19 protein-coding genes and 1 pseudogene are annotated in these 22,242 nt (G+C 63.2%); 10 read left to right on the top strand and 10 right to left on the bottom strand.

The features are described 5' to 3' along the window. Positions 1-460: 460 nt before the first annotated feature. From ACODTW_RS27450 to ACODTW_RS27440, 3 genes are read right to left on the bottom strand one after another with little or no spacing between them, the layout of a single operon-like run. A complete protein-coding gene (locus ACODTW_RS27450) occupies positions 461-1,240 on the bottom strand; it encodes a penicillin acylase family protein (protein ID WP_488949372.1) in 780 nt (259 codons plus the stop codon). Continuing rightward, positions 1,237-2,565, bottom strand: coding sequence for a penicillin acylase family protein (locus ACODTW_RS27445; RefSeq protein ID WP_488949370.1), 1,329 nt, complete (start codon positions 2,563-2,565; stop codon positions 1,237-1,239). Before ACODTW_RS27445 ends, ACODTW_RS27450 begins: the two co-directional genes overlap by 4 nt. Positions 2,566-2,609: 44 nt before the next feature. Further along, positions 2,610-3,140 (bottom strand): nuclear transport factor 2 family protein, encoded by a 531-nt coding sequence (locus tag ACODTW_RS27440; protein WP_488949368.1) that lies wholly within the window; start codon positions 3,138-3,140, stop codon positions 2,610-2,612. A gap of 182 nt (positions 3,141-3,322) precedes the next feature. Here ACODTW_RS27440 and ACODTW_RS27435 point away from each other — a divergent pair, with 182 nt between their 5' ends. Further along, positions 3,323-4,399, top strand: coding sequence for a sensor histidine kinase (locus tag ACODTW_RS27435; protein WP_488949366.1), 1,077 nt, complete (start codon positions 3,323-3,325; stop codon positions 4,397-4,399). Continuing rightward, entirely contained in the window at positions 4,371-5,159 is a 789-nt protein-coding gene (locus tag ACODTW_RS27430) for a LytR/AlgR family response regulator transcription factor (RefSeq protein WP_488949365.1), read from the top strand. Before ACODTW_RS27435 ends, ACODTW_RS27430 begins: the two co-directional genes overlap by 29 nt. 64 nt (positions 5,160-5,223) lie before the next feature. Here ACODTW_RS27430 and ACODTW_RS27425 read toward each other — a convergent pair whose 3' ends face one another. Beyond that, positions 5,224-5,712 carry a MarR family winged helix-turn-helix transcriptional regulator gene (locus tag ACODTW_RS27425; protein ID WP_488949363.1) on the bottom strand — a complete coding sequence of 163 codons (489 nt, stop codon included), beginning with the start codon at positions 5,710-5,712 and terminating at the stop codon, positions 5,224-5,226. Between the two features lie 258 nt (positions 5,713-5,970). Here ACODTW_RS27425 and ectA point away from each other — a divergent pair, with 258 nt between their 5' ends. Genes ectA through ACODTW_RS27390 form a run of 7 tightly spaced genes read left to right on the top strand, consistent with a single transcriptional unit; the run spans position 5,971 to position 13,351 of the window. Further along, positions 5,971-6,522: a diaminobutyrate acetyltransferase gene (ectA, locus tag ACODTW_RS27420; protein ID WP_488949362.1), complete on the top strand. Its 552-nt coding sequence runs from the start codon at positions 5,971-5,973 to the stop codon at positions 6,520-6,522. A gap of 38 nt (positions 6,523-6,560) precedes the next feature. Next, positions 6,561-7,865 carry a diaminobutyrate--2-oxoglutarate transaminase gene (ectB, locus tag ACODTW_RS27415; protein WP_488949360.1) on the top strand — a complete coding sequence of 435 codons (1,305 nt, stop codon included), beginning with the start codon at positions 6,561-6,563 and terminating at the stop codon, positions 7,863-7,865. Positions 7,866-7,883: 18 nt separating this feature from the next. Next, a complete protein-coding gene (locus tag ACODTW_RS27410) occupies positions 7,884-8,273 on the top strand; it encodes an ectoine synthase (RefSeq protein WP_488949359.1) in 390 nt (129 codons plus the stop codon). A gap of 49 nt (positions 8,274-8,322) precedes the next feature. Beyond that, the gene (gene thpD, locus ACODTW_RS27405; RefSeq protein ID WP_488949357.1) at positions 8,323-9,240 is read left to right on the top strand and encodes an ectoine hydroxylase; all 918 of its coding nucleotides are present in this window, start codon (positions 8,323-8,325) and stop codon (positions 9,238-9,240) included. Then, a complete protein-coding gene (locus ACODTW_RS27400) occupies positions 9,240-10,682 on the top strand; it encodes an aspartate kinase (RefSeq protein WP_488949356.1) in 1,443 nt (480 codons plus the stop codon). Before thpD ends, ACODTW_RS27400 begins: the two co-directional genes overlap by 1 nt. Positions 10,683-10,700: 18 nt before the next feature. Continuing rightward, the gene (locus ACODTW_RS27395) at positions 10,701-12,125 is read left to right on the top strand and encodes a sodium/proline symporter (protein WP_488949355.1); all 1,425 of its coding nucleotides are present in this window, start codon (positions 10,701-10,703) and stop codon (positions 12,123-12,125) included. Further along, positions 12,122-13,351, top strand: a complete 1,230-nt coding sequence (locus ACODTW_RS27390) for an MFS transporter (protein WP_488949354.1) — start codon at positions 12,122-12,124, stop codon at positions 13,349-13,351. The genes ACODTW_RS27395 and ACODTW_RS27390 overlap by 4 nt, the downstream gene beginning before the upstream one ends. 72 nt (positions 13,352-13,423) lie before the next feature. On the opposite strand, the gene ACODTW_RS27385 is transcribed toward ACODTW_RS27390, so the two are convergent. The 6 genes and pseudogenes from ACODTW_RS27385 to ACODTW_RS27360 all read right to left on the bottom strand — a co-directional run bounded on the left by ACODTW_RS27385 (position 13,424) and on the right by ACODTW_RS27360 (position 20,790). Continuing rightward, positions 13,424-13,795, bottom strand: a complete 372-nt coding sequence (locus ACODTW_RS27385; protein ID WP_488949353.1) for a DUF6768 family protein — start codon at positions 13,793-13,795, stop codon at positions 13,424-13,426. Next, on the bottom strand, positions 13,788-14,357 hold the full coding sequence (locus tag ACODTW_RS27380; RefSeq protein ID WP_488949351.1) for an RNA polymerase sigma factor: 570 nt from the start codon (positions 14,355-14,357) through the stop codon (positions 13,788-13,790). Before ACODTW_RS27380 ends, ACODTW_RS27385 begins: the two co-directional genes overlap by 8 nt. A gap of 156 nt (positions 14,358-14,513) precedes the next feature. Then, positions 14,514-15,728: a Na+/H+ antiporter NhaA gene (gene nhaA / locus ACODTW_RS27375; protein ID WP_488949349.1), complete on the bottom strand. Its 1,215-nt coding sequence runs from the start codon at positions 15,726-15,728 to the stop codon at positions 14,514-14,516. A 193-nt stretch (positions 15,729-15,921) separates the two neighbouring features. Beyond that, positions 15,922-16,077 carry a hypothetical protein gene (locus ACODTW_RS27370; RefSeq protein ID WP_488949348.1) on the bottom strand — a complete coding sequence of 52 codons (156 nt, stop codon included), beginning with the start codon at positions 16,075-16,077 and terminating at the stop codon, positions 15,922-15,924. Continuing rightward, positions 16,074-16,394 (bottom strand): annotated as a pseudogene (locus ACODTW_RS27365) (STAS domain-containing protein); the annotation flags it as partial. The gene ACODTW_RS27370 and the pseudogene ACODTW_RS27365, both read right to left, overlap by 4 nt. Before the next feature lie 82 nt (positions 16,395-16,476). Continuing rightward, complete coding sequence (locus ACODTW_RS27360) at positions 16,477-20,790, bottom strand: Calx-beta domain-containing protein (RefSeq protein WP_488949347.1); 4,314 nt, start codon at positions 20,788-20,790, stop codon at positions 16,477-16,479. Between the two features lie 182 nt (positions 20,791-20,972). Here ACODTW_RS27360 and ACODTW_RS27355 point away from each other — a divergent pair, with 182 nt between their 5' ends. Continuing rightward, a complete protein-coding gene (locus tag ACODTW_RS27355) occupies positions 20,973-22,043 on the top strand; it encodes a helix-turn-helix transcriptional regulator (RefSeq protein ID WP_488949346.1) in 1,071 nt (356 codons plus the stop codon). Positions 22,044-22,242 lie beyond the last annotated feature (199 nt).

Here is a 22,242-nt window from a genome sequence, read left to right as displayed (position 1 = left end):
TGACTCCTCCATTGCGTCCCCAATCGTATACGATATATCATGCGCCCTGCATAGGAGTTTTCGCGAGGCGCGTTGCGACACGCGCCCGCTCGGCCGCCCCCATTCAGAGCGCAAGGGAGGCCTCCTCCGAATGGGAGGGGCTTGCGCAACCAAGTGCAACATGACAGGGGGAGTGTTTCAGAGTTGTAGACCGACACGCTCCGAATGGTGGGCACGGGCGGGGCGACGTTGGAGGGAGTATAGCGGGGTTGAGGGCGGAAGTCAGCTTTGCGCCCCAATGTGGCCTTTCAAACAACCGGGCCGTTCTCGCAAAAGCGGACATCCAATGTCATTTTGAGATTGAGGTCTTCGGACTTCTGTCCTTGGACGGACTTGCGGCCAGATCATGAACGCTTCAGGAACTGGCGCCGGGCCATATCTGGGGGGACTGTCCGAACGGCCGCACCGCTGGAAACGGGCTTCATGGGTTCATCTCCATCTGCTCTGCCTCGCGGCTCGCGGCTACAACGGCATCCCTGGTGAAGGAAAGTTCGCGCAGTCGGCTTTGCGAGAACAGGGTCAACTGTTTCTTGACCGCCGCGTCCGCCTGATCATCGGAATTTCCATAGGCCAGCAGCCCCCGGGCCTCCGGGCCTGTCGGACCGAAGGCCACGGCGGCGATGCAATGCGAGCCGTCGATCAGGTCGAACCGACCGGTGGCGCCGCTGCCATCCCGCACAGGCTGATAGCGGCCGGCATTGAACGAGCCCAATTCGTCGCGGCCCACGGGCGATGGCAGGTCCAGACCGGCGCGGCGGATGCGATAGGCTTCGCCCCATGCTGCATCAATTCTGCCCAGCCGTTTCTGCAAGTTGCGACCGGCCTCACGCAAGGTGGCCTGCGCACGGGGAATGTCCGCCGGTTCGTCCTGTCCGCCGACGGCCGTCAACCGTTGGATATCGGCCGTCGGGGCGGGCGTGCCGGCGCGGCGCATGAGATAGGACCATTCGGCGAACAGCGGTCCGCCCCGGCTGCCGGGCGCGGCGGTGCCGTCCCAGCCCTCCAGCACCCGCCCCAGCGCCACTACCTCTGCCTCGTCCGACGCCAGGGCGGCGGGCACCAGCCAGGGCCGGACCAGACTGGCGGCGTCCATGGCGCTGTCCGATGCCATGCGGGCAAGGTCCGACAGGGAGACCTGATCGGCGCCCGCCATCAAGGCCAGGGCACGGCGACCGCGCGGGGTGCGGCGATCGGCGGTCAGGGTCGCCGGCAGAGGCTCGCGGCATCCAGCACCGGCGGCCAGGTGGCACTGGTCGGCCCGTCATTGGCATTCTGCATGAAGCCGCCCGGCGGGTTCTCGATCTGCGGCAGCTCCGCGAAGGGCACATAGTCAGACCACAGCAGCGACGGGTCGCCGCCATCGACCACCCCCGCCCAGAAGGCGCGGTCACCCTTGCTGCGCCGGGGAGAGAGACCGTTGAACAGGTAATAGACCGTCCCGTCGGCCCCGGCGCGAACCAAATTGGTGACCGGCATCTGCTGTTGTGCCAGCGCCTGCTTGAATCCCGCCATGTCCGGTGCCCGCCACATGTCCCAGAGCTGGCGCAGCAGGTGCGGCCGTTCCAGCCCCGCGATGCGGACAGCCAGCGCCTTGCCGTCGCGTTCCGCGATGACCGGGCCGTGGATGGTTGCGCGCACCGTCAGGTCCTGCCGGCGCAGGGTCCCGGACGGCGTGCGTACCTCGATGGCGATGCTGCGGCTGGTGAAGGCGCGCGTTGTGCCCCCGAACCGGTAGCCATCACCGGCCAAGGTTACGGCATAGAGATCGACGCCATCGACATCGTTGAAGGTCAGCGCCCAGCCATGGCGCTGTGCAAAGCCCATGGCCGGCAGGGGCAGTCCCGGAAAGGTCATGCCATAGATGTTGGTGTCGCCCACCAGCAGATGCTGTTCAAGCACGGTGAAGGGGTCGCGCCAGGGGGAGTGCGGGTTGATCAGCAGCAGCGGTCGGCCATCGGCGGAACGGGACGGCGCCACCGCATAGGCGTTCGATCCGCGCTGTTCCTGCCACTGCGCCGTTTGGGCCGTCAGATCATGACCCGCGACACCGACATGCAGCAGGACCTGGATCAGGCCCAGCGGATCGCTGGGTTCGACCTTACCCAGACAGGCCGCCACCCCCTCGCGGACCGGGTGGCGCCGCAGCCAGGCGTTCATGCCGGCGGCATAGGCGTCCAGGGAGGCCCGCATCTCCGCGTCCTGGGCCGCCAGCCATTCCCGCGCCCGTTCGGGGATGCCCAACTGATGGATGCGGATGTCGCCGGCCAGTGCCTCTTCGCCGACGCAGGCGGCCAGGGTTCCCCGTGCCGACAGGTAGGCGCGGGCGATGCTGTCGCCACGCAGCCGCATCTGCGCCCAGCCGGATGCGTAGAGACCGGAGGCCAGATCGGGCGCGCTCACATGCGGCACCCGCCATTCGTCCCAGTCGATGCGCGCACCGGCGGCGCCGGCTGTCGGCGCCACTGCCAGCAACAGCAGTGCCGCCAGGGCCCGGCGCAAGACGCCGCGGCCACGGACCTTCGTCATGGTCATTTCCTTAACGCCTGTCATCGCGATGGATGGCGGGGAGGCTATTTCCCGTCCTTGCCGGCCCGGCGCACGGCGGCCAGGAACGGCGCATAGTCAGCATAGTCGCGATGCTCGACGACCTTGCCCTTCTCAACCCGCACCGTGACCAGAAAGGGCGTGGTGCTTTCCACGATGCGCCCATCCGGCATCTTGGTGGCCCAGTTCAGGTCACCCTCGAAGATACCGTAATGACCCGTGTATATCCGGCGCATCGGCTTGAAGATGATCTTGGTGATACCGGCATAGCCTTCGCGGAACAGTTTCATCATGGCGGGCTTTCCTGTCGCCCCCACAGCCCCGAACACCAGTTCCGCCGTGCGGTCCTGGAAACTGGCATCATCCGCGACCAGCGGTTCCAGCCGGTCCCAGTCCAGACTGGTATAGGCGTCAAAATAGGCATCGGCGACGGGTGTGGTGTCGGTGGTCACCTGCCCGAAGCTCGGCTGTGCCGGCGCTTGTGCCTGAGCTTTGGCCGGGCTGGCCACCAGACACATCATCATCATCGCCACCGCGCCAATCCGGATCCTCTGCATCGCCATCCTCCTGCATGCTGCATCGTTGACGACAGCAAAGGACAAGGCGCGCTTGGCTCGCCACGGCTTTGGGGCGAAACCGGTGCTGCGTGACGCGAAGCGGCGTGACAGGCTTCGGAGCGCGGTCTATAGGCGAAGGAATGATCAATGCCACGCCGTCACGGCCCCAAGCTGTCCGCGATTTGCTGAAACCCCTGGCCTGGTCGGCGGCCATCTGGGGCGTGGTGCTTATCGGCATGACGGCCGCCCTGGTCGCGGACACGCGCGACAAGGGCAAAGCGATCGAGATGCTGTCAGGCCTGGGACAGGGCGCGTTGCTCTATATTCCCCTGGTGCTGTTGAGCTGGGCGTTGCACCTCTGGTTCTCCCGACCCGCGTGCCGGACGGTCGGCCCGCGCGAGGTGGTGCAGGCCCTGCTGCCCACTGTGCTGATCTTCCCACCTCTCTATATCCTTTACCAGGCGCTGATCGTGACCCTGTTACGCGGTCAGCCGCTGTCAGGCATCGAAGCGGTCCTCGCCGAGCAGAGCCGCTTCGGCTGGTGGACCGACCTTGTCATCGTCATCGGCGCCTTTGCGTTACAGGTGGCGCTGACGACGCATCGGTTGCAGCGCGAACAGGCGACGACCCTGCTGGAGGAGCGCAACCTCAATCTCGAACTGCGCCTGGCCCTGCTGCAGGGTCAGCTAGAGCCGCATTTCCTGTTCAATGCCCTGAACAGCATTGCGTCGCTGGTCCGGTCGGGGGACCGCGCGGATGCGCTGACCGCGCTGGCCACGGTCAGCGACCTTCTGCGTTTCGCGCTGCGCGCCAGCCAACGGCCCTGGGTGCGGTTGGCCGATGAACTGACCTTCGTCGATGCCTATCTGCGCATGCAGAAGCTGCGCATGGGTGAGCGGATGCGCATCGATCTGCGCACCGCAGATGGCGAATGGTCGAGCCTGCGCTGTCCCCCCCTGCTGTTCCAGCCCTTGGTCGAGAACGCCGTCAAGCATGGGGTGGAAAGCAACATCTCTGATAGCCTGATCCTGCTGGACCTGCGCCATGCTGGGGAACAGGTGCACCTGCGGATCGAGAATTCCATCGGCACCACGGTCGAGGGCAACGGCCTTGGCCTCGGATTGACCCGACAACGCTTGGAAGCGCTCTTTGGCGACCGCGCGTCACTACAGACCGCTGTCGACGATGGCGTGCATGTGGCACTCCTGACCTTTCCAGCGGAGGATATGGATGGCAACCCTGTCCATTCTGATCGTTGATGACGAACCCCTGGCCCGCCGCAATCTTGAACTGGCGCTGGCTGGTCAGGCCGGGTGGCAGGTGGCGGGGAGTTGCGCCAGCGCCGACGAGGCGGTGCGGGCGCTTGCCGCCAGGCCCATCGACCTGCTGCTGCTGGACATCGCCATGCCCGGCCGGTCCGGCATGTCGCTGGCACGGGAGCTGCTGGCACGGCCGCAACCACCGCTGATCGCCTTCGTCACCGCCCATGACGACCATGCCGTCGAAGCGTTCGAGCTTTTCGCCATCGACTATCTGCTGAAGCCATTCGATGATCGCCGGCTCTTGGCGCTGCTGGAACGGGCGGAGAAACTGACCCGCCTGCAGCAGGCAGCTCTTCTGGCCCCGGCGCTGCACCAGTTTCTGGGAGAAAGACAGGCAGCAATGGCGGGGCAGTCCCTCCCGTTGCTGACCAGTCTCACCATACGCTCAATCGGCCAGATCGAGCGGGTGGATGTGGTGGATATCGACTGGATCCGGGCGGCAGGAAACTATGTCGAACTGCATGTCGGGGGGAGGACGATCCTGCATCGGGCCACCATGGACATGCTTGATGACCGTCTGCCACCGGACCGGTTCCTGCGCCTGCACCGGACCTGCATCGCCCGCCGCGACCTGCTGCGCGCTCTGGTCCGCACAGGGGAAAAGACCTGGTCTGTAGTGCTGCGGACCGGCGCAGAACTGCCGGCCAGCGACCGGATGATGCCGCAGATCCGTGCTGCCATCGGTGATGGGGCGTAGTGGCTGCGGTCTCGCGGCTTTCGGTGCCAAGGCTCATAGGGGTGACGGAGACTGATGGCGAAGCTCATGATGGCAACCGGTCAATCGGTCCTCCTGTATCGATCAGGGGGGCGGCATCGATCTTTTCGGCGTCCAGCAGAGCGCTCAGCCGCTCCAGCATGGCGACGACCATGGCTTGCTCCCAATCCGGCAAATGCTGGAAACGACCAGAAAACAGGTCCTGGAGCATGTCCGGCGCCTTGGCTAGGATTTCTCGTCCCTTGGCCGTGATCACCACCCAGATCTGCCGCCGGTCCTGGTCGCCGCGCCGCCGTTCGACGAGATCCAGTGCCTCCAAACGGTCAACCAGATTGGTGACCGTGGCCTGGCTGAACCGCACGGCTGATGCCAGAGAGCTGGGCGTGGCCTGCCCCCGCCTTGCCACTTCCTGCAGCAGCAGCAATTGTGACGGCGTCAGACCGGTGGCCGTCACCAACTGCCGCTCCGCCTGATCGGCTGCGCGCATGATGCGACGGATGGCCCGCAGGGCAGCCTCTGTACGGGGTTCAATCATGCGCGCCGATCACTTCGTAATCCGTAGGAGTGCGCCTGCTTTACCGAGGGCGATGCGGCCCGGCAAGGGTGAATATATTTTAACATATGAAGCATTTTTACCGCCCGCCGCGCCCCGGCCTATCAAAATTTGCATGTTCCGCGCGCAAAACGGTTGACTCTTTGGCAGTTTTCGTCAAAATTCGGCACTTCTCAACCGAAACAAGTCCAGCGGACTTGCCAAAGTGATTCGATAAATAAAATATCAAGGGGGTGAAGAATGGCTCTGCCAGCCCACCAACCCGCTGCCACAGGCTTTCCCCACGGGCATGTGGCTTTCTCCTTACGCAAACCACAGGCGGCCGATGGCGCCGCCATCCATCGGCTGATTGCGGCCTGCCCGCCGCTGGACGTCAACTCGCTCTACTGTAATCTCTTGCAGGCGAGCCATTTCGCCGATTGCTGCATCCTGGCCGAGGGGGCTGGGGAGATTGTCGGCTGGGTTTCGGGCTATCGTCTGCCGGCCGATCCCGCCACGCTGTTCGTCTGGCAGGTTGCGGTCGCTCCCGCCGCGCGCGGCCAAGGGCTGGGCCGGCACCTGCTGACGGCCCTGCTGGCCCGTCCCGACCTTGGCGATGTTACGTCGATTGCCACGACGATCACCCCGTCCAACCGGGCCAGTTGGGCGCTGTTCCGGGGCTTCGCCGACAGCCTGGGGGCCATGCTGCACCACAAAGCCCATTTTGACCGCGACCGCCACCTCGCCGGCACGCACGAGAGCGAGCACCTGGTCACTATTGGCCCGCTGTCCGCCCTGCGCGCCGTCGCCTGATCGGGCTTTACCGCCCCCACCATATGGGAACCACCATCATGATGCCGACACCGACGGCCACCGTGCCCGACGTCACCACCTTCGAACGCCTGGAATCACAGGTCCGCAGCTATTCCCGCGCCATGCCCCGCCTGTTCCATCGGGCCCAAGGCGTGTGGATGCAAGATGCGCAGGGCGGACGTTATCTCGACCTGCTATCGGGCTGTTCCAGCCTGAATTACGGTCACAATCATCCGGTCCTGAAGCAGGCCCTGCTGGATTATATCGCCGCCGACGGCGTTGCCCACAGCCTGGACCTGCACACATCCGCCAAGCAGGCGTTCCTGATGGAGCTTGAGCGTACCATCCTGGCGCCACGCGGCCTGTCCTACCGGGCGATGTTCACCGGCCCCACCGGCACCAATGCGGTGGAGGCCGCGTTGAAGCTGGCCCGCAAGGTGACAGGGCGTCAGCATATCATCGCCTTCACCAACGGCTTCCATGGGATGACCCTGGGTTCCCTGGCCTGCACCGGCAATGCCGGCAAGCGCGATGGGGCCGGCGTACCGCTGAACCATGTCAGTCACGAACCGTTCGACGGCTATTACGGACCCGACATCGACACGGCCGACCTGCTGGACCAGCGCCTGTCCGACCCGTCCAGCGGATTGGATCAGCCTGCCGCCATCATGGTGGAAGCGGTGCAGGGCGAAGGCGGCCTGAACGTCGCCTCCAATGATTGGCTGCGCAAGATCGCCGACATCGCCAGGCGTCATGGCGCCCTGCTGATCCTGGACGATATCCAGGCCGGATGTGGCCGCACGGGCGGCTTCTTCAGCTTTGAAGAAGCGGGGATCACGCCCGACATCGTCACCCTGGCCAAGTCGCTGTCCGGCATGGGCCTGCCCTTTGCGCTGGCCCTGCTGCGACCGGAACTGGACCAGTGGCGCCCCGGCGAACATAACGGCACCTTCCGGGGTAATTGCCATGCTTTTGTCACCGCCACCGCCGCCCTGCGCCATTTCTGGCGCGATGATGCCTTTGAGCGGACTGTGCGCCAGCGGGCCGACCAGTTGAACCGCCGCCTGCACGAGATTGCCGCCCCCTATGGCGACCAGATGCGCGTCAAGGGTCGGGGCATGATGCTGGGCATAGACGTTGGTTCGGGTGAGATCGCCGCGCGCATCACAGCCGCCGCCTTTGCCCGTGGCGTCATCATCGAAACGAGCGGCGCGCATGATGAGGTGGTGAAGGTGCTCGCCCCCCTGACCATCACCGAGGCCGAGCTGTCGCAGGGACTGCGCATCCTGGAACAATGCGTCGCATTGGCCGTGACGCCCCGCTACAGCGCCGCCGCCGAGTAACGAGTGAGGAATTTCAACATGATCGTTCGCACCCTGACGGACGCCCGTGCGTCCGACCGCAATGTCGCCGCCCCCGGCTGGGAAAGTGCCCGCCTGCTGCTGAAGGATGATGGCATGGGCTTTTCCTTCCATATCACGACCATCCATGCGGGGGCCGAGTTGCCCATGCATTACAAGAACCATCAGGAATCGGTCTATTGCATCAGCGGCGAGGGCAGCATCGAGGATATGGCCACCGGCCAAGTCCATGAGATCCGACCGGGCACGATATATGCGCTGAACCTGAACGACCGGCATATCCTGCGCGGGCGCACGGAAATGGTCATGGCCTGCGTGTTCAATCCGCCCGTAACCGGCCGGGAAGTTCATGACGAAACCGGCGCCTATCCGGCTGACAGGGCAGCGTGACGATCATGCGCCACCGCCAAAACCCGGAATTTCACCGAGAGGCCATCTCATGACCGATCATTACCCCTCCCGCTGCGCCGGCCAGGCGCAGATGCTGCCGCGCCTCGACCCGGTGCTGCACGGCCCTTGGTGCCCCGACGCCCCACTCTCCCAAGTGCAGGCCAATTTCTTCGAGGAAAACGGCTATCTCGTCCTGGAAAATCTGTTCGAGGCCGACGAGGTCGACACCTTGCGCGCCGAGGCGGCGGGCCTGTTGGGCCATCCGCAGGGGCTGAAGCCGGAAACTGTCATCACCGAACCCGGCGGCACGGAAGTGCGGTCGATCTTCGAGATCCACCGTCAGAATGCCATGATGGCGTGGCTGGCCGCCGATGCGCGGCTGTCGGAAGTGGCGCGGTTCCTGCTGGCGGATGAGGTTTATATCCACCAGTCGCGCCTGAACTACAAACCCGGCTTCCACGGCCGGGAGTTCTACTGGCATTCCGATTTCGAAACCTGGCATGTGGAGGATGGAATGCCCCGCATGCGGGCCCTGTCCATGTCGGTGCTGCTGGCCCGCAACACCCCGCATAACGGGCCGCTGATGCTGATCCCCGGCTCACACCGGGAATTCCTGACCTGTGTGGGGGAAACGCCGGAGAACCACTATAAATCCTCGCTGAAGAAGCAGGAATATGGCGTCCCGGACGAGGACAGCCTGGCCGAAATGGTCAACCGCCATGGCATCGTGGCGCCCACGGGCGAGCCGGGCACCGTAATCATCTTCGACTGCAACATCATGCATGGGTCGAACGGCAATATCACGCCGATGCCCCGCGCCAACGCCTTCCTTGTCTACAATGCCCTGTCCAACCGGCTGCAGGAACCGTTCGGCCCCGCCACACCCCGTCCGGAATTCATTGCCGCCCGGCGGGATATCAGCGCCCTGCGCCCCATGACGGGATCCCTGGCGCGGAGTGCCGCCTGATGGCCGGTCACACGATTGAGAAGGTCGGCGGCACCTCCATCGCCGCCACGCAGACCGTGCTGAACAATGTGCTGATCGGTGGTCGGAAGGGATCGGCACTCTATGGCCGCGCCTTTGTCGTCTCCGCCTATGCCGGTATCACCGACCTGTTGCTGGAACATAAGAAGACGGGTGAACCCGGTGTCTTTACGGCATTCATTGGGGATGCCGATGGCCATGAATGGGGCAGCGCCCTGGACCTTGTGGCTGCCGCCATGGTGGCGCGCAATGCCGCGATATTTGCCGAAGGCAGCGGCAGCCGGCGCATGGCGGATGCATTCGTGGCGGAACGGATTGAGGGTGTGCGCCAATGTCTGGACGACCTGCATCGGCTGCGCTCGCACGGGCATTTCCGGCTGGCGGAGCCGTTGGTCGCCGCGCGGGAGATGCTGGCCGGGCTGGGCGAGGCCCATAGTGCCAACAACACGGCCCTGCTGCTGCGCGACCATGGCGTGAAGGCGCGGATGGTTGACCTGACCGGCTGGCGCGACACAGCTCGACCGGATCTGGACAGCCGTATCAAAGCCGCCCTGGATGGCCTCGACCTGTCGGGAACGCTGCCCATCATCACCGGCTATGCCCAATGCCAGGGCGGCATGGTGACCCGCTATGACCGGGGCTATTCAGAGATGACCTTCTCGCGGATCGCCGTGCTGACCGGTGCCACGGAGGCCATCATCCACAAGGAATTCCACCTGTCCAGCGCCGACCCCAAACTGGTGGGCCCCGGCAATGCCCGCAAGATCGGCCGTACCAACTATGACGTCGCCGACCAGCTGGCCAATCTGGGGATGGAGGCCATCCATCCCCGCGCCGGCCGTGGATTGCGTCAGGCCGGTATCCGGCTGCGGGTGAAGAACACCTTCGATCCGACCGACGACGGTACCCTGATCTGTGGCGATTATCGCTCCGATCGTCCAAGGGTGGAGATCGTCACGGGCCTGCGCAACGGTACGGCGCTTGAATTCTTCGAACAGGACATGGTGGGGGAGAAGGGTTATGACGCCGGCATTCTGGAGGCACTGACCCGCCACCGCGCCTGGATCATCGCCAAATCCAGCAATGCCAACACCATCACCCATTATCTGCGGGCCGATGGCAGCGCCGTCCAGAAAGTGGTCGACGAGCTGGAAACCCGGTTCCCCACCGCCGGCATGGCCACACATGCCATTTCCATCGTCGCCATCATCGGCAGCGACCTGAACCGCCCGGGCCTTCTGGCCGATGCGCTGGCCGCCCTGGCCGGGGCGGGCGTACCGGTAATGGGCATCCAGCATCAGATCCGCAATGTCGATGTTCAGTTCGTCGTGGCGCGGGCGGATTTCGATCGCGCCGTGCGGGCGCTGCATGAGCGGCTGATCGGGACGGATGTCATCCGCCCGTCCGCTCTTGCCGCCGCCTGACCTTCAAGAGGGTTTCTGATGATCACCGCCAGTTTCGTGGCCTTCCTGTTGATTTTCCTGGGTATCGGGCTTCTGTCCGTGGCCCGGTCGCGCCGGACAAGGCGGGATTATTACCTGGCCAGCAACAGCGTGGCGCCGTGGCTGGTCGGCCTGTCGGCGGTGGCGACGAATAATTCCGGTTATATGTTCATCGGCGTCATTGGCTATACCTACACGGTGGGCCTGTCTTCCGTGTGGTTGATGCTGGGCTGGATCGCCGGCGACCTGCTGGCGTCCCTGTTCATCCATGCCCGCCTGCGCGAGGCGACGGTTCGCACGGGCGAAGCCTCCTTCGGGTCGGTGCTGGCCGGGTGGCAGGGGGGCGAGATGCCTGTCTGGCGGCGGCTGGCCGCCATCATCACGGTCATTTTCCTGGGCGCCTACGCAGCGGCGCAGATCGCGGCGGGCGGCAAGGCCCTGCACGGGGTCCTGGACTGGTCGCCGACCCTGGGGGCCTGGATCGTCGCGGCCATGATCCTGGCCTATTGCCTGGCCGGCGGTATCCGCGCCAGCATCTGGACCGATGCTGCGCAAAGCAGCGTCATGCTGCTGGCCATGGGCCTGCTGTTCCTGGTCGCGGTGGATGGCAGGGGCGGCTGGACGGCCAGCATTGCCCAGATGGGGGCCATCGACGGGTTCCTGTCCCTGACCCCGCCCGACCTGCTGCTGCCCGGCCTGTCCGGTCTGATCCTGTTCATCATCGGCTGGATGTTCGCGGGCGTCAGCGTCATCGGCCAGCCGCATGTGATGGTGCGGTTCATGGCCCTGGACAGGCCGGAGGGCATGGTCCGGGCCCGTGTCTGGTATTATTCCTTCTTCACTCTGTTCTACCTTCTGGCCACCGGTGTCGGCATGCTGTCGCGGCTTTATCTGCCGGGGCTGGCGGTTCTGGACCCGGAAATGGCGTTGCCGACCATGGCGCTGGAACTGCTGCCGCCAGTGCTGGTGGGTGTGGTGCTGGCCGGCATCTTCGCCGCCACCATGTCCACAGCCGACAGCTTGGTCCTGGCGTGCTCAGCCGCGATCACCCATGATCTGGTACCCGAACGGCTGGAGGCACCCTGGGCTTTGAAACTGGCCACGGCGGGGGTGACGGGCTTCGCCCTGCTGATCGCCTTGGCCGGCACACAAAGCGTGTTCAGTCTGGTTATCCTGTCCTGGTCGACCCTGGCCGTGGCTTTTGGACCCTTGCTGATCCTGCTGGCGCTCGGCCGGCGGGTGCCAGAGGGTGCGGCCATCACCATGATGGTGGCCGGCGTGGCCGTCGCCTTGGGCTGGCGGCTGCTGGGCTGGCACAACGACATCTATGAGGGGATGCCGGGCATGCTGGTCGGGCTGGCATTTGGCTATGCTCTCTCCTCACCGTCGCGAGGCGGTACGATGACGGCACCCATCGCACGATGACAGGTTGGCGCCCCGTTCGGTCGCTGCTGGCCGCCATCTTTCTGGCCATGGCCGGCAGCGGCTTTGTGGCCACGCTGATCGCCCTGCGGCTGCAACAGGCGGGGGTGGCACCCATCACCATCGGCTGGATGGGTACCGCCTACTTCATCGGGTTGGGCCTGGGCTCACTGCTGGCCTTCAAAGTGATCGGGCGCGTGGGGCATATAAGGGCCTTCGCCGTCTTCGTCTCCCTTTTCTCCGCCTCGCTGCTGGCCTATGCCCTGTATGGGCATCCGGTGTTCTGGGCAGGCTTGCGGCTGCTGGACGGGCTGTGCATGGCCGGCATTTTCGTCTGTCTGGAAAGCTGGCTGAACGATCGCGCCCCGGCCACGGGGCGGGGCGGCGTTCTGGCCCTCTACATGATCGCCCTCTATATCGGGCAGGCCGCAGGGCAACCCCTCCTGACACTGGCCGCACCAGACGCGCTGCTGCCGCTGGCGGCTGGTTCCATGCTGATCTCGCTGGCGGTGCTGCCCATCGCCCTTACCCGCATGCCGCCGCCGCCCTTGCCGCAAGGTGGGGCCATGGGATTGGGGGCGCTCTATGCGGTCTCGCCGCTGGGTGTGGCCGGTGCGCTGGCAACCGGGGTCATGCTGGGGGCCTTCTATGCCCTGGGCGGACTGTTTACCGCAGGCATCGGCATGGACCTGTCGCAGACATCCCGGTTCATGAGTACCGCCATCCTGGGCGGGGTGGTGCTGCAATGGCCGCTGGGCCTGTTGTCCGACCGTTTCGACCGCCGCCGGGTGATCATCGGCACGTTGGGGGCCGCCCTGGTGCTGTCACTCCTGTTGATCCTGGCAGCATTGGAGCTGCCTGGCTTGCTGTTGCCGGCAGTGGCCCTGTTCGGCGGCGTGGCCTTCGCGCTCTACCCGCTGTTCGTCGCCCACGCCAATGACCGTCTGAGCGACGATGCACGCGTCGGCGCAACGGGCGGCCTGGTCCTGGTCTATTCCGGCGGCGCCATTCTGGGACCGCTGAGCGGGGCTGTTGCCATGGCCGCCCTGGGACCCACCGGCCTGTTTGCGATGATCACGCTGGTGGCCGCCGCGACCCTGACTTTCGCGATGCAGCGCACCCGCCGGACGGCCCCTGTCCCAGCGGATCAGCAATCGCCGTATCAGATTCTCCCCCGTACCACCCCCGCCGCTGCCATGGTGCTGGATCGGCCCCCGGAGGCGGGTTAGGGCCATTCATCATTGCGTGATCCTTACGGCCCCTCGTTACCTGCCATTTGGGCCGTCCATTGTCGATGTTCTTCAAACCTGCTGCCGCATGCTCGCGATCTGAAGTCCGAGGCGCTTCAGCTCCCGCATCAGGCGGTTGGTGTGCAGGGCCGGTCCCATCGACAGCTTGATGATCAGTGACGCGAGCAGCAGCACAGCTGCCGGCAACCCCCGCTGAATGGCGATCAGTGGCTCCGTTGCCTCGAAGAACAACCAGGCCAGCCAGACACCACTGATGAAAAGCATGGCCTGGACACTGATAAGGAGGACATTGACCCAACCGGTGCGGCCGGTGAAAAGTCCACCAACCTGCTTGAAGTATCCCGGATCATCACCAATCCGGCTTAGGATTTCACGCTCTTCGGCGCTCAGTGCCTGTTCGATGACATGATCAATATCACGCATGGTCTTTCTCCTCCAAAAAGCTGCGTAGCCGACGCCGGGCGTGCAGCAACCGGGTCTTGACGGTTCCAACGGGAATGTCGAGCGCCACCGCAACTTCGGCGACGCTCATCTCTTCGAGGTAGAACAGGGCGATAGCGCTGTGCTGGTCCGGCGGCAGGCGCTGGATCAGACCCAGGACACGGGCCGCATCCAGATGGAGATCCGGGTCAACCGGCGCTCCCTGCATTTCCACCAATTCCTCACAAGCCAGTTGCTCGGACAGGTGCCGGTGCCGAATGGCCCCCGCAATCTGCCGCGTACAGGCCCGCGACACGATGCGGTAAGCCCAGGCCGGAAAGGCCCTTTCATCGGTCAGCCGGCGCAAGCCAGCAGCGATTTCGAGCCACCCTGTCTGTGCCGCGTCATGTGCCTGCTCCATGTTTCCGGTCATTCGCCAAGCATGGGCAAGTAGCTTTCGTTGCCAGCGATGGCCGAGAAGGTTGAACGCCCCGGCATCGCCACCTTGGGCGGCGATAACCAGGAACTCATCCAATATTCTGTTTTCGCCGACGGCCATCGCCATGGTCCCTGTTGCCTACGACAATAAGGTGCGCCGGGAGGCGATGTCGGTTCACACCACTAGAGAAGATTTTATAGGGCGATGAAGACAGCATCGGTCAGCGTTTCGCCAACCGATGCCGCTCGCAGTCGAAATGGCCGACTTTAAGGCCGGATTCTGTCAGACGACGGAGGGTGCAACCGATCGCCGATGCGAGAAGCGCAGAACAAGATAGCCTGCAAGGCCCGCGATCAGTGAACCAGCCAGGATGCCGAACTTCACGCGATCCTGCAGGGCCGGGTCGTCAAAGGCCAGCAAGCCGATGAATAGGCTCATGGTGAAGCCGATACCACAGAGCAGGGCGACCCCGAAGACCTGGGACCAACTGGCAGCCGCTGGCAGGGTGGCCCAACCGGCCCGGACCAGCAGCAAGACCGCGCCGAACACGCCGACGAGCTTTCCGATAACAAGGCCGCCCGCGACCCCCAAGGACAAAGGCTCCATCAGCACTGAGGGCGTTACACCTGCAAACGACACGCCCGCATTGGCAAACCCGAAGATCGGAACGATCAAGAACCCGACCGGCTTGTGAAGCGCATGTTCCAGCCGGTGCAGCGGGGATGTTGCGGACAACGTCTCCGGCATTCCTGGCGTCCGGCGGATCGGAATGACCAGGGCCAGCAGAACCCCGGCAACGGTCGCATGGACCCCGGAGCGATACACCAGAACCCAGAGGGCAATGCCCAGGATCAGATAGGGGAGCAGCGAGTTCACCCCCCGCCGATTGAGAGCGAAAAGCACAGCCACAATGGCCGCAGCCCCTGCAATATCCGGCAGGGACAAGCCACTGGTGTAGAACAGGGCGATGATGATCACCGCACCAAGATCATCGATGATGGCCAGCGCAGCCAGAAACACCTTCAGCGACGTTGGCACGCGCGGCCCCAGCAGCGACAGCACGCCCAAGGCGAAGGCGATATCGGTAGCCGCAGGGATAGCCCAGCCATTGACTGCCTGTGGATCGCTATGATTGAAGGCGAGATAGACCAGAGCCGGAACCGCCATGCCGCCAAGGGCGGCCGCTCCAGGGAGAAGTCGGCGTGTCCAGCTCGACAACTGGCCGTCGGTCATCTCGCGTTTGATCTCCAGTCCCACCATCAGGAAGAACACCGCCATCAGGGCGTCATTGATCCAATGCTGGACGCTCAGCGGCCCCAGATAGGCCTTGAGGCTGGAGAAGTAGATTTCCGACAGGGGTGAATTGGCGACGATGATCGCCAGGGCCGCAACAGCCATCAAGAGGAGGCCGCCGGAGGCTTCGCTATCCAGAAAACGGCGAAGCGTGGAGTTTATCCGTCCCTTGTTGGGCGGGATCGGGGAATGGGTTGCAGACATGCTTGCACACACCTCGAACGGGGTTTCATTTGGTCTCCGTTGGTTGTGGAAAGCCCAAGCGCACGCAGCACACGCCAAAGCTTTGCTGAGTATAGCAGCTGGCGCGGAGGCTGCTATTGGAACCGGCATTTGTGTGAGTCCGGGTTAGTACGTGCCCTGGGTGTCGCCGATCCCAGCGGCCGTCCATCGCATTTCAACAAAGGAAAGGTAGGAGCTCTCTTTCCACCTGAACAGCATCACCGGGATCAGGCAGGAACGAACCATCTCCGTCGTCGTGCTGCCGATAATCATGGTCGCAGACACTGGCCGCATAGACGGAACCATCAATCATGGCTGTCGGATGGGTCATGGTCGCTCCAGCGCGCCGGGCTTGTCATGGATGGCCAGCCGGTCGACAATCGTCTCCGAGGCCTCGTTCAGGCCGACCAGATCGACCTCCGCCCCCTCGCGCCGGAATTTCAGGATGATGGTATCCAGAATGGATACGCTGGAAATGCCCCAGATATGGGCGCGGCTGACATCCATCGTCACCTTGTCCAGGGCTTCCCTGAAATCGAAGGCTGCCGCAAAATCCTTCGCCGATGCGAAGAAGATCTGGCCCTCCACGCGATAGGTCCGGTGGGCCCCGTCATCGCTGACCGTTGAGGTGACGCCGGACACCGTGGCTGTCATTGGTTGATAATGACCGCGGGGATTTTCGTCCCCTTCCATATCGGGCCCCCATGATGCCCCGCCGAATGGCCTTCTATTATCCAGGCTCTTCGACGATACCAAGAAGACCGACGCTGTTCTCTACAACCATGCTGCTAGTCGTTCCGAGGCTGAAAGCCAGCCGTCCCTCTGCCCGGCCGGAATTCTGGTAATGGGTGATCAAGGCGGTTGGGTTGTACCCGAACACCGCCAGTAGGTCGGGGTTCAGGGCCGCATAGGCGTCCACATCAAAGCCGGTGGCGGCCCGTCCCTCTGCCCGGCCATTGCTGATATAATGGTCGATCAGCGCGGTGCTGTTCAGGCCGAAGGCCTGGAAAAGGTCGGGGTTCAGGGCCGCATAGGCGTCAGCATCAAAGCCCAGGGCCAGCCGCCCCTCCGCCTGACCACTATTGATATAGTGTCGAACCAGGGCGGCCTTATCCAAGCCGAAGGCATTGAACAGATCCGGGTTCAACGCCGCATAGGCTTCAGCATCGAAACCGAAGACGGGCCGCTGTTCCGCCCGGCCATTCTGAAGGTAATGCTGGACAAGGGCCGCGTCGTTCAAACCGAAATAGTTGAACAGGTCCGAGTTCAGGGCGGCGTAGGCGTCCACGTCAAAGCCATTGGCGGCCCGTCCTTCCGCCCGGCCATTCGTGATGTAGTGCCGGATCAGGGCCGTATCGTCGCTGCCGAATACCGTCACCAGATCCGGGTTCTGGGCACGGTAGGCCGCCAGCGAGAAAATGGGGTCGCTGGCGTCATCATCGATAATCGTGCCGGTGACGGTCAGGCTGCCGGCCCCGTCCGCCAACTGGGCCCCTTTCAGATTACTGACAACCAACTGCACGGTCTCGTTGCTTTCCAACGCGCGGTCGCCCAGCACATCCAGTGCCACGGTCGCGGTTTTCGCCCCCGCCGCGATGATGGCCGTCTGATCCATCGCCGTATAATCCCGACCCGCCGTCGCCGTGCCGCCGCTGGTACGCACGTTGAAGCTGACATCGGCACTTGCCGCCTGCGACAGGCTGACCGTAAAGACCAGCTTGCTGGTACCGCCAGTGTCCAGTTCCAGCACCGGGCGGCTGCTCACCGAAAGGGTTGGAATCACAGGTATCGGGGCATCAATGATGCGATCATAGAACTTCAACCGCTCAATGCCGACCAGCGTATCAACTTCGCCGTTGCTGCCGGTGACGCGGACTTCCGTGTGCACTATGGCGATGCTGTAACCAGCATAATCGCCGGACAGGACAACTGTATCCGTCCCATCCCCACCGACCAGCGTGTCATTGCCGGCTCCACCGTTCAACACATCCTGACCATCGCCGCCGAACAGGCTGTCAGCCCCTGAACCAGCGAGAATCTCATCATTGCCAGCACCGCCGATCAGTGTGGTGTTGCCAGTAGTACCGGAGGTGGACAAATAATCATCACCGGCACCACCTTCCAGATAATCGCTGCCGCCACCGCCATTGAGCGTGTCCTGACCATCACCACCGGACAGGCTGTCATTACCAAGGCCGCCGATTAGGCTGTCATTGCCGGTACCGCCGATCAGCGTGGTGTTGCCGGTAGTACCAGAGGTGAACAAATAATCGTCATCGACACCGCCATCCAAATAATCATTGCCGCCACCGCCATCGAGCGTGTCCTTCCCACCCCCGCCGTCAACCCGATCATCGCCGTCGCCACCCCCCAGCCAGTCGTTGCCTAGATCACCCGTCAGCGTGTCGTTGCCAACCCCACCATTGAGCGTGTCATTGCCCGTCCCACCATCAAGCTGATCATCACTGGTGCCGCTTTCCAGGGAGTCGTTGCCGGCGCCGCCGATCAGCGTCGTCTTGCCGGAAGAGCGCACGGTGGACAGATAATCATCATCGGCACCGCCATCCAGATAATCATTGCCAGCAATATCAATCAGCCGATCAGTGCCACCGCCCCCATCAAGCCGATCATCACCGGCACCGCCATCCAGGCCGTCATCTCCCAGATCACCCTTCAGCGTGTCGTCGCCGCCCCCGCCGAACAGATAATCATTGCCGCCACCGCCAATCAGGATATCGGCATCGACCCCGCCGTTCAGCGAATCACGATCAACTCCACCAGTCAGGGTGCGTATGCCGACGGTCGTATCAACGGTATAGTCCCCAAATTTAAGCCGTTCGATACCGACCAGCGTGTCCACCTCTCCATTGCCGATATTGGTGATACGAATCTGGGTACCGACACTGACGATGCGGAAGTCGGCATAATTGCCACTGAAAATGGCCGTATCCGTCCCGGCCCCGCCGATCAGTATATCATCGCCGCTCGTCCCATTGAGCGTGTCGTTTCCGTCACCACCATCCAGGCTGTCTGTGCCATAGTTGCCGTCAAGTATATCGTTGCCCGCGCCACCGGTCAGCGTGTCGCGGTCGGTCAGATCGGAACCGCTCTCCGCGATCAGGTGATCATCACCGGCATCACCTTCCAGATAATCGCTGCCGCCACCGCCATTGAGCGTGTCGTTGCCAGCGCCACCATCAAGCCAATCATTGCCACCGCCGCCTTCCAGCTTGTCATTGCCCAGATCACCGATAAGCGTGTCGTTGCCGCTGTCGACATCGTCTCCTATTAAATAATCATCATCGGCACCGCCATTCAGATAGTCGTTGCCGGAGAAACCATAAAGTGAATCCTGACCGACTCCACCGGAGACACTGTCATTCCCTGATCCACCGTCAAGGCGGTCATCGCCGGCGCCACCAATCAGTGTGTCATCGCCATCATGACCCCTCAGTGTATCATTCCCATCACCGGCATCCAGACTGTCAGCCCCCGACACCCCAGCGAGATAGTCATTGCCGGCGCCACCAATCAGTGTGGTACCGTTCACAAGCCAGTCATCGCCGTCACCCCCGTACAGGTAATTGGTGCCGGAAAGTCCATCTAGCGTGTCATTGCCAGCCCCACCGTCAAGATGGTCATTGCCTTCGCTTCCCACCATGTAATCATCGCCGGTGCCACCGTCGAGCCGGTCATCACCAGCACCGCCAAAGAGGCTGTCATTGCCAGCGCCGCCGATCAGCGTAACGTTGATCGGCGTCCCATCTTCATAGCCATATGTCGACAGGAGATCATCCCCAGGACCACCATCCAGATAAATACCGTCCTTCAGACCATCATTGCCAGCGCCGCCATACAGGGTGTCATAGCCGCCCTCACCCGCCAGATCGTCGTCACCGTCACCGCCATCCAGATTGTCGTTGCCGTCACCTCCCCGCAGATAGTCGTTACCGCCACCGCCAATCAGGACGTCCGGGCCGCCACCACCATAAAGCTGGTCATCGCCGTCAGTACCGGTCAGTGTATTTGCATATTCGTCACCACTTCGGATTATCGCAGCAGGTGATTTTTTGGTGCCGGTTTGGTCATCATCGGGCTTTGCCCTAATAAGGGCCTGCGACTTTTCGGTCTGCCGTGGGTTCTCTGCAGCCATGCCGCTAGTCGTTCCGAGGCTGAAAGCCAGCCGTCCCTCTGCCTGGCCGGAATTCTGGTAATGGGTGATCAAGGCGGTTGGGTTGTACCCGAACACCGCCAGCAGGTCGGGGTTCAGGGCGGCATAGGCGTCCACGTCAAATCCATTGGCGGCCCGTCCTTCCGCCTGGCCATTCGTGATGTAGTGCCGGATCAGGGCCGTATCGTCGCTGCTGAATACCGTCACCAGATCCGGGTTTTGGGCACGGTAGGCCGCCAGCGAGAAAATGGGGTCGCTGGCGTCATCATCGATAATCGTGCCGGTGACGGTCAGGCTGCCGGCCCCGTCCGCCAACTGGGCCCCTTTCAGATTACTGACAACCAACTGCACGGTCTCGTTGCTTTCCAACGCGCGGTCGCCCAGCACATCCAGTGCCACGGTCGCGGTTTTCGCCCCCGCCGCGATGATGGCCGTCTGATCCATCGCCGTATAATCCCGACCCGCCGTCGCCGTGCCGCCGCTGGTACGCACGTTGAAGCTGACATCGGCACTTGCCGCCTGCGACAGGCTGACCGTAAAGACCAGCTTGCTGGTGCCGCCAGTGTCCAGTTCCAGCACCGGGCGGCTGCTCACTGAAAGGGTTGGATCGGGAGCGGGGGGAGCAATTGTGCGGTCAGCAAATGTTAACCGCTCAATGCCGACCAGCGCGTCATTCCCAGCTCCGCCGTTGAGAGTATCGTCGCCGTCGCCGCCATCCAGGAGGTCATCGCCGGCACCGCCAATCAGCGTATCGTTACCGGCATCCCCGCCGGCCAGCGTGTCGTTGCCGCCACCGCCAATAAGGCTATCATTGCCGACATCACCGCAAAAATTGTCGTCCCCCGCTCCACTGATTAGCGCAACATCAGACATGATTGCCTCCGCCGACTTGGTCGTGCCGGACGTAAGCGTGGTCCGGCATCAATGCTCTCTTCGGCAGAATTTAGTCATGTCGATTACGCCCCGCTTCCCCCGTTTGGGTGATGCATGACGCTTGCCCTTGGGCGGGGGGCGATTTACCGTGCATTCGGGCGGGGTTTGGGCGACACGCGAACATGCGACTTGATCTTGACGCAATCTATGCGGCAATCGAGGACGAGAATGCATTCGACGATCTGGCACACCATATCGCCGGCGCCTGCAACACGCGTTCCGCGCTTTTAGTAAATCTGACCAAAGAGGGGGCGCCGTCGTTAGTAAAGACGAACTATTGGGATCCCGGCTTCATGAAGGAATACCAGCAGCACTTCCTCAGCACCGACCCTTGGACCCATCTGGGGATCAGGATCGGGCGTTTCGGTCGTGCGACCGCCCTTGACAACATGATACAGCCCGAGCAGTTCCGCCGCACGTCACTCTACAATGACCTGATCCGACACCATGGCGACGACACCGCCCGGTGCCTTGGCGTAGTACCGGTTATCGGACGCGAGGGACTGATAATCGCGATCCACCGCGCCGCTGGTGATGGAGCCTTTACCATTCAGGACGAGCAAAGGCTGGATGAGGTTTATGGCCATATCCAGCGTGTCGTATCTGTCCGAAAAAGGCTGTTATCCGCGCGTGACAAGGCAACCCGCCTGCAGGACATGATTGATCGCAGCGGTGACGCCATCATGCGCATTGATCGCAATATGCGCGTGATGGCCATGTCCGCTGCCGCAGAACGCCTGCTCCATGCGGGTGACGGCTTGACGTTGCGCGACCAGCGCCTCGTTCCCCCGACGGACGTCAAAATGGATCTTCTCGCCGCCATCACTGCAATCATTGACCGGGCCCCCGTGACCCGTACCGCCCTGTTGTGCCCGCGCCCCTCTGGCCGCCGCCCCTACCGGCTGGTGGTCTGGCCAGCAGGGTTCCAGGGGGATACCGGCGCGTTACTGCGAATTGACGACCCGGACGACGCCCCCCCCCCAGGGTGGCAGCGCCTGTTGCAGGATACTTATCGGCTTTCAGCAATGGAGGCCGATTTGGCGGAACGACTTTACACGGGACATACCCTCAACGACATCGCGGCGCAGCGCCAGGTGTCACTCGAAACGGTCCGCACCCAACTGAAAGCGCTGCTGCACAAGACAAATGTCAATCGGCAGAGTTCACTGATGAGATTACTTGCAACCCTTTGATCAGCAACACCCTCAGCCCAGCACAACCAGGATCACGCCCGGCCCGACAAGGATCCAATGAACAGTGCGGGCAGTATATTCGACCCTCCGTCATCTTCCGCAAGGCAAAGAATGTTGATTTCCACGCGGAACTGACCCGGGATGGGATCACGTCCCCGTGCGTGGTGTAGGAGCGGCGTTGTCATCGCGCTCTCCGGCT

The organism is Niveispirillum sp. FG148, from assembly GCF_057809655.1.
This window is presented reverse-complemented; position numbering and strand designations above follow the sequence as displayed.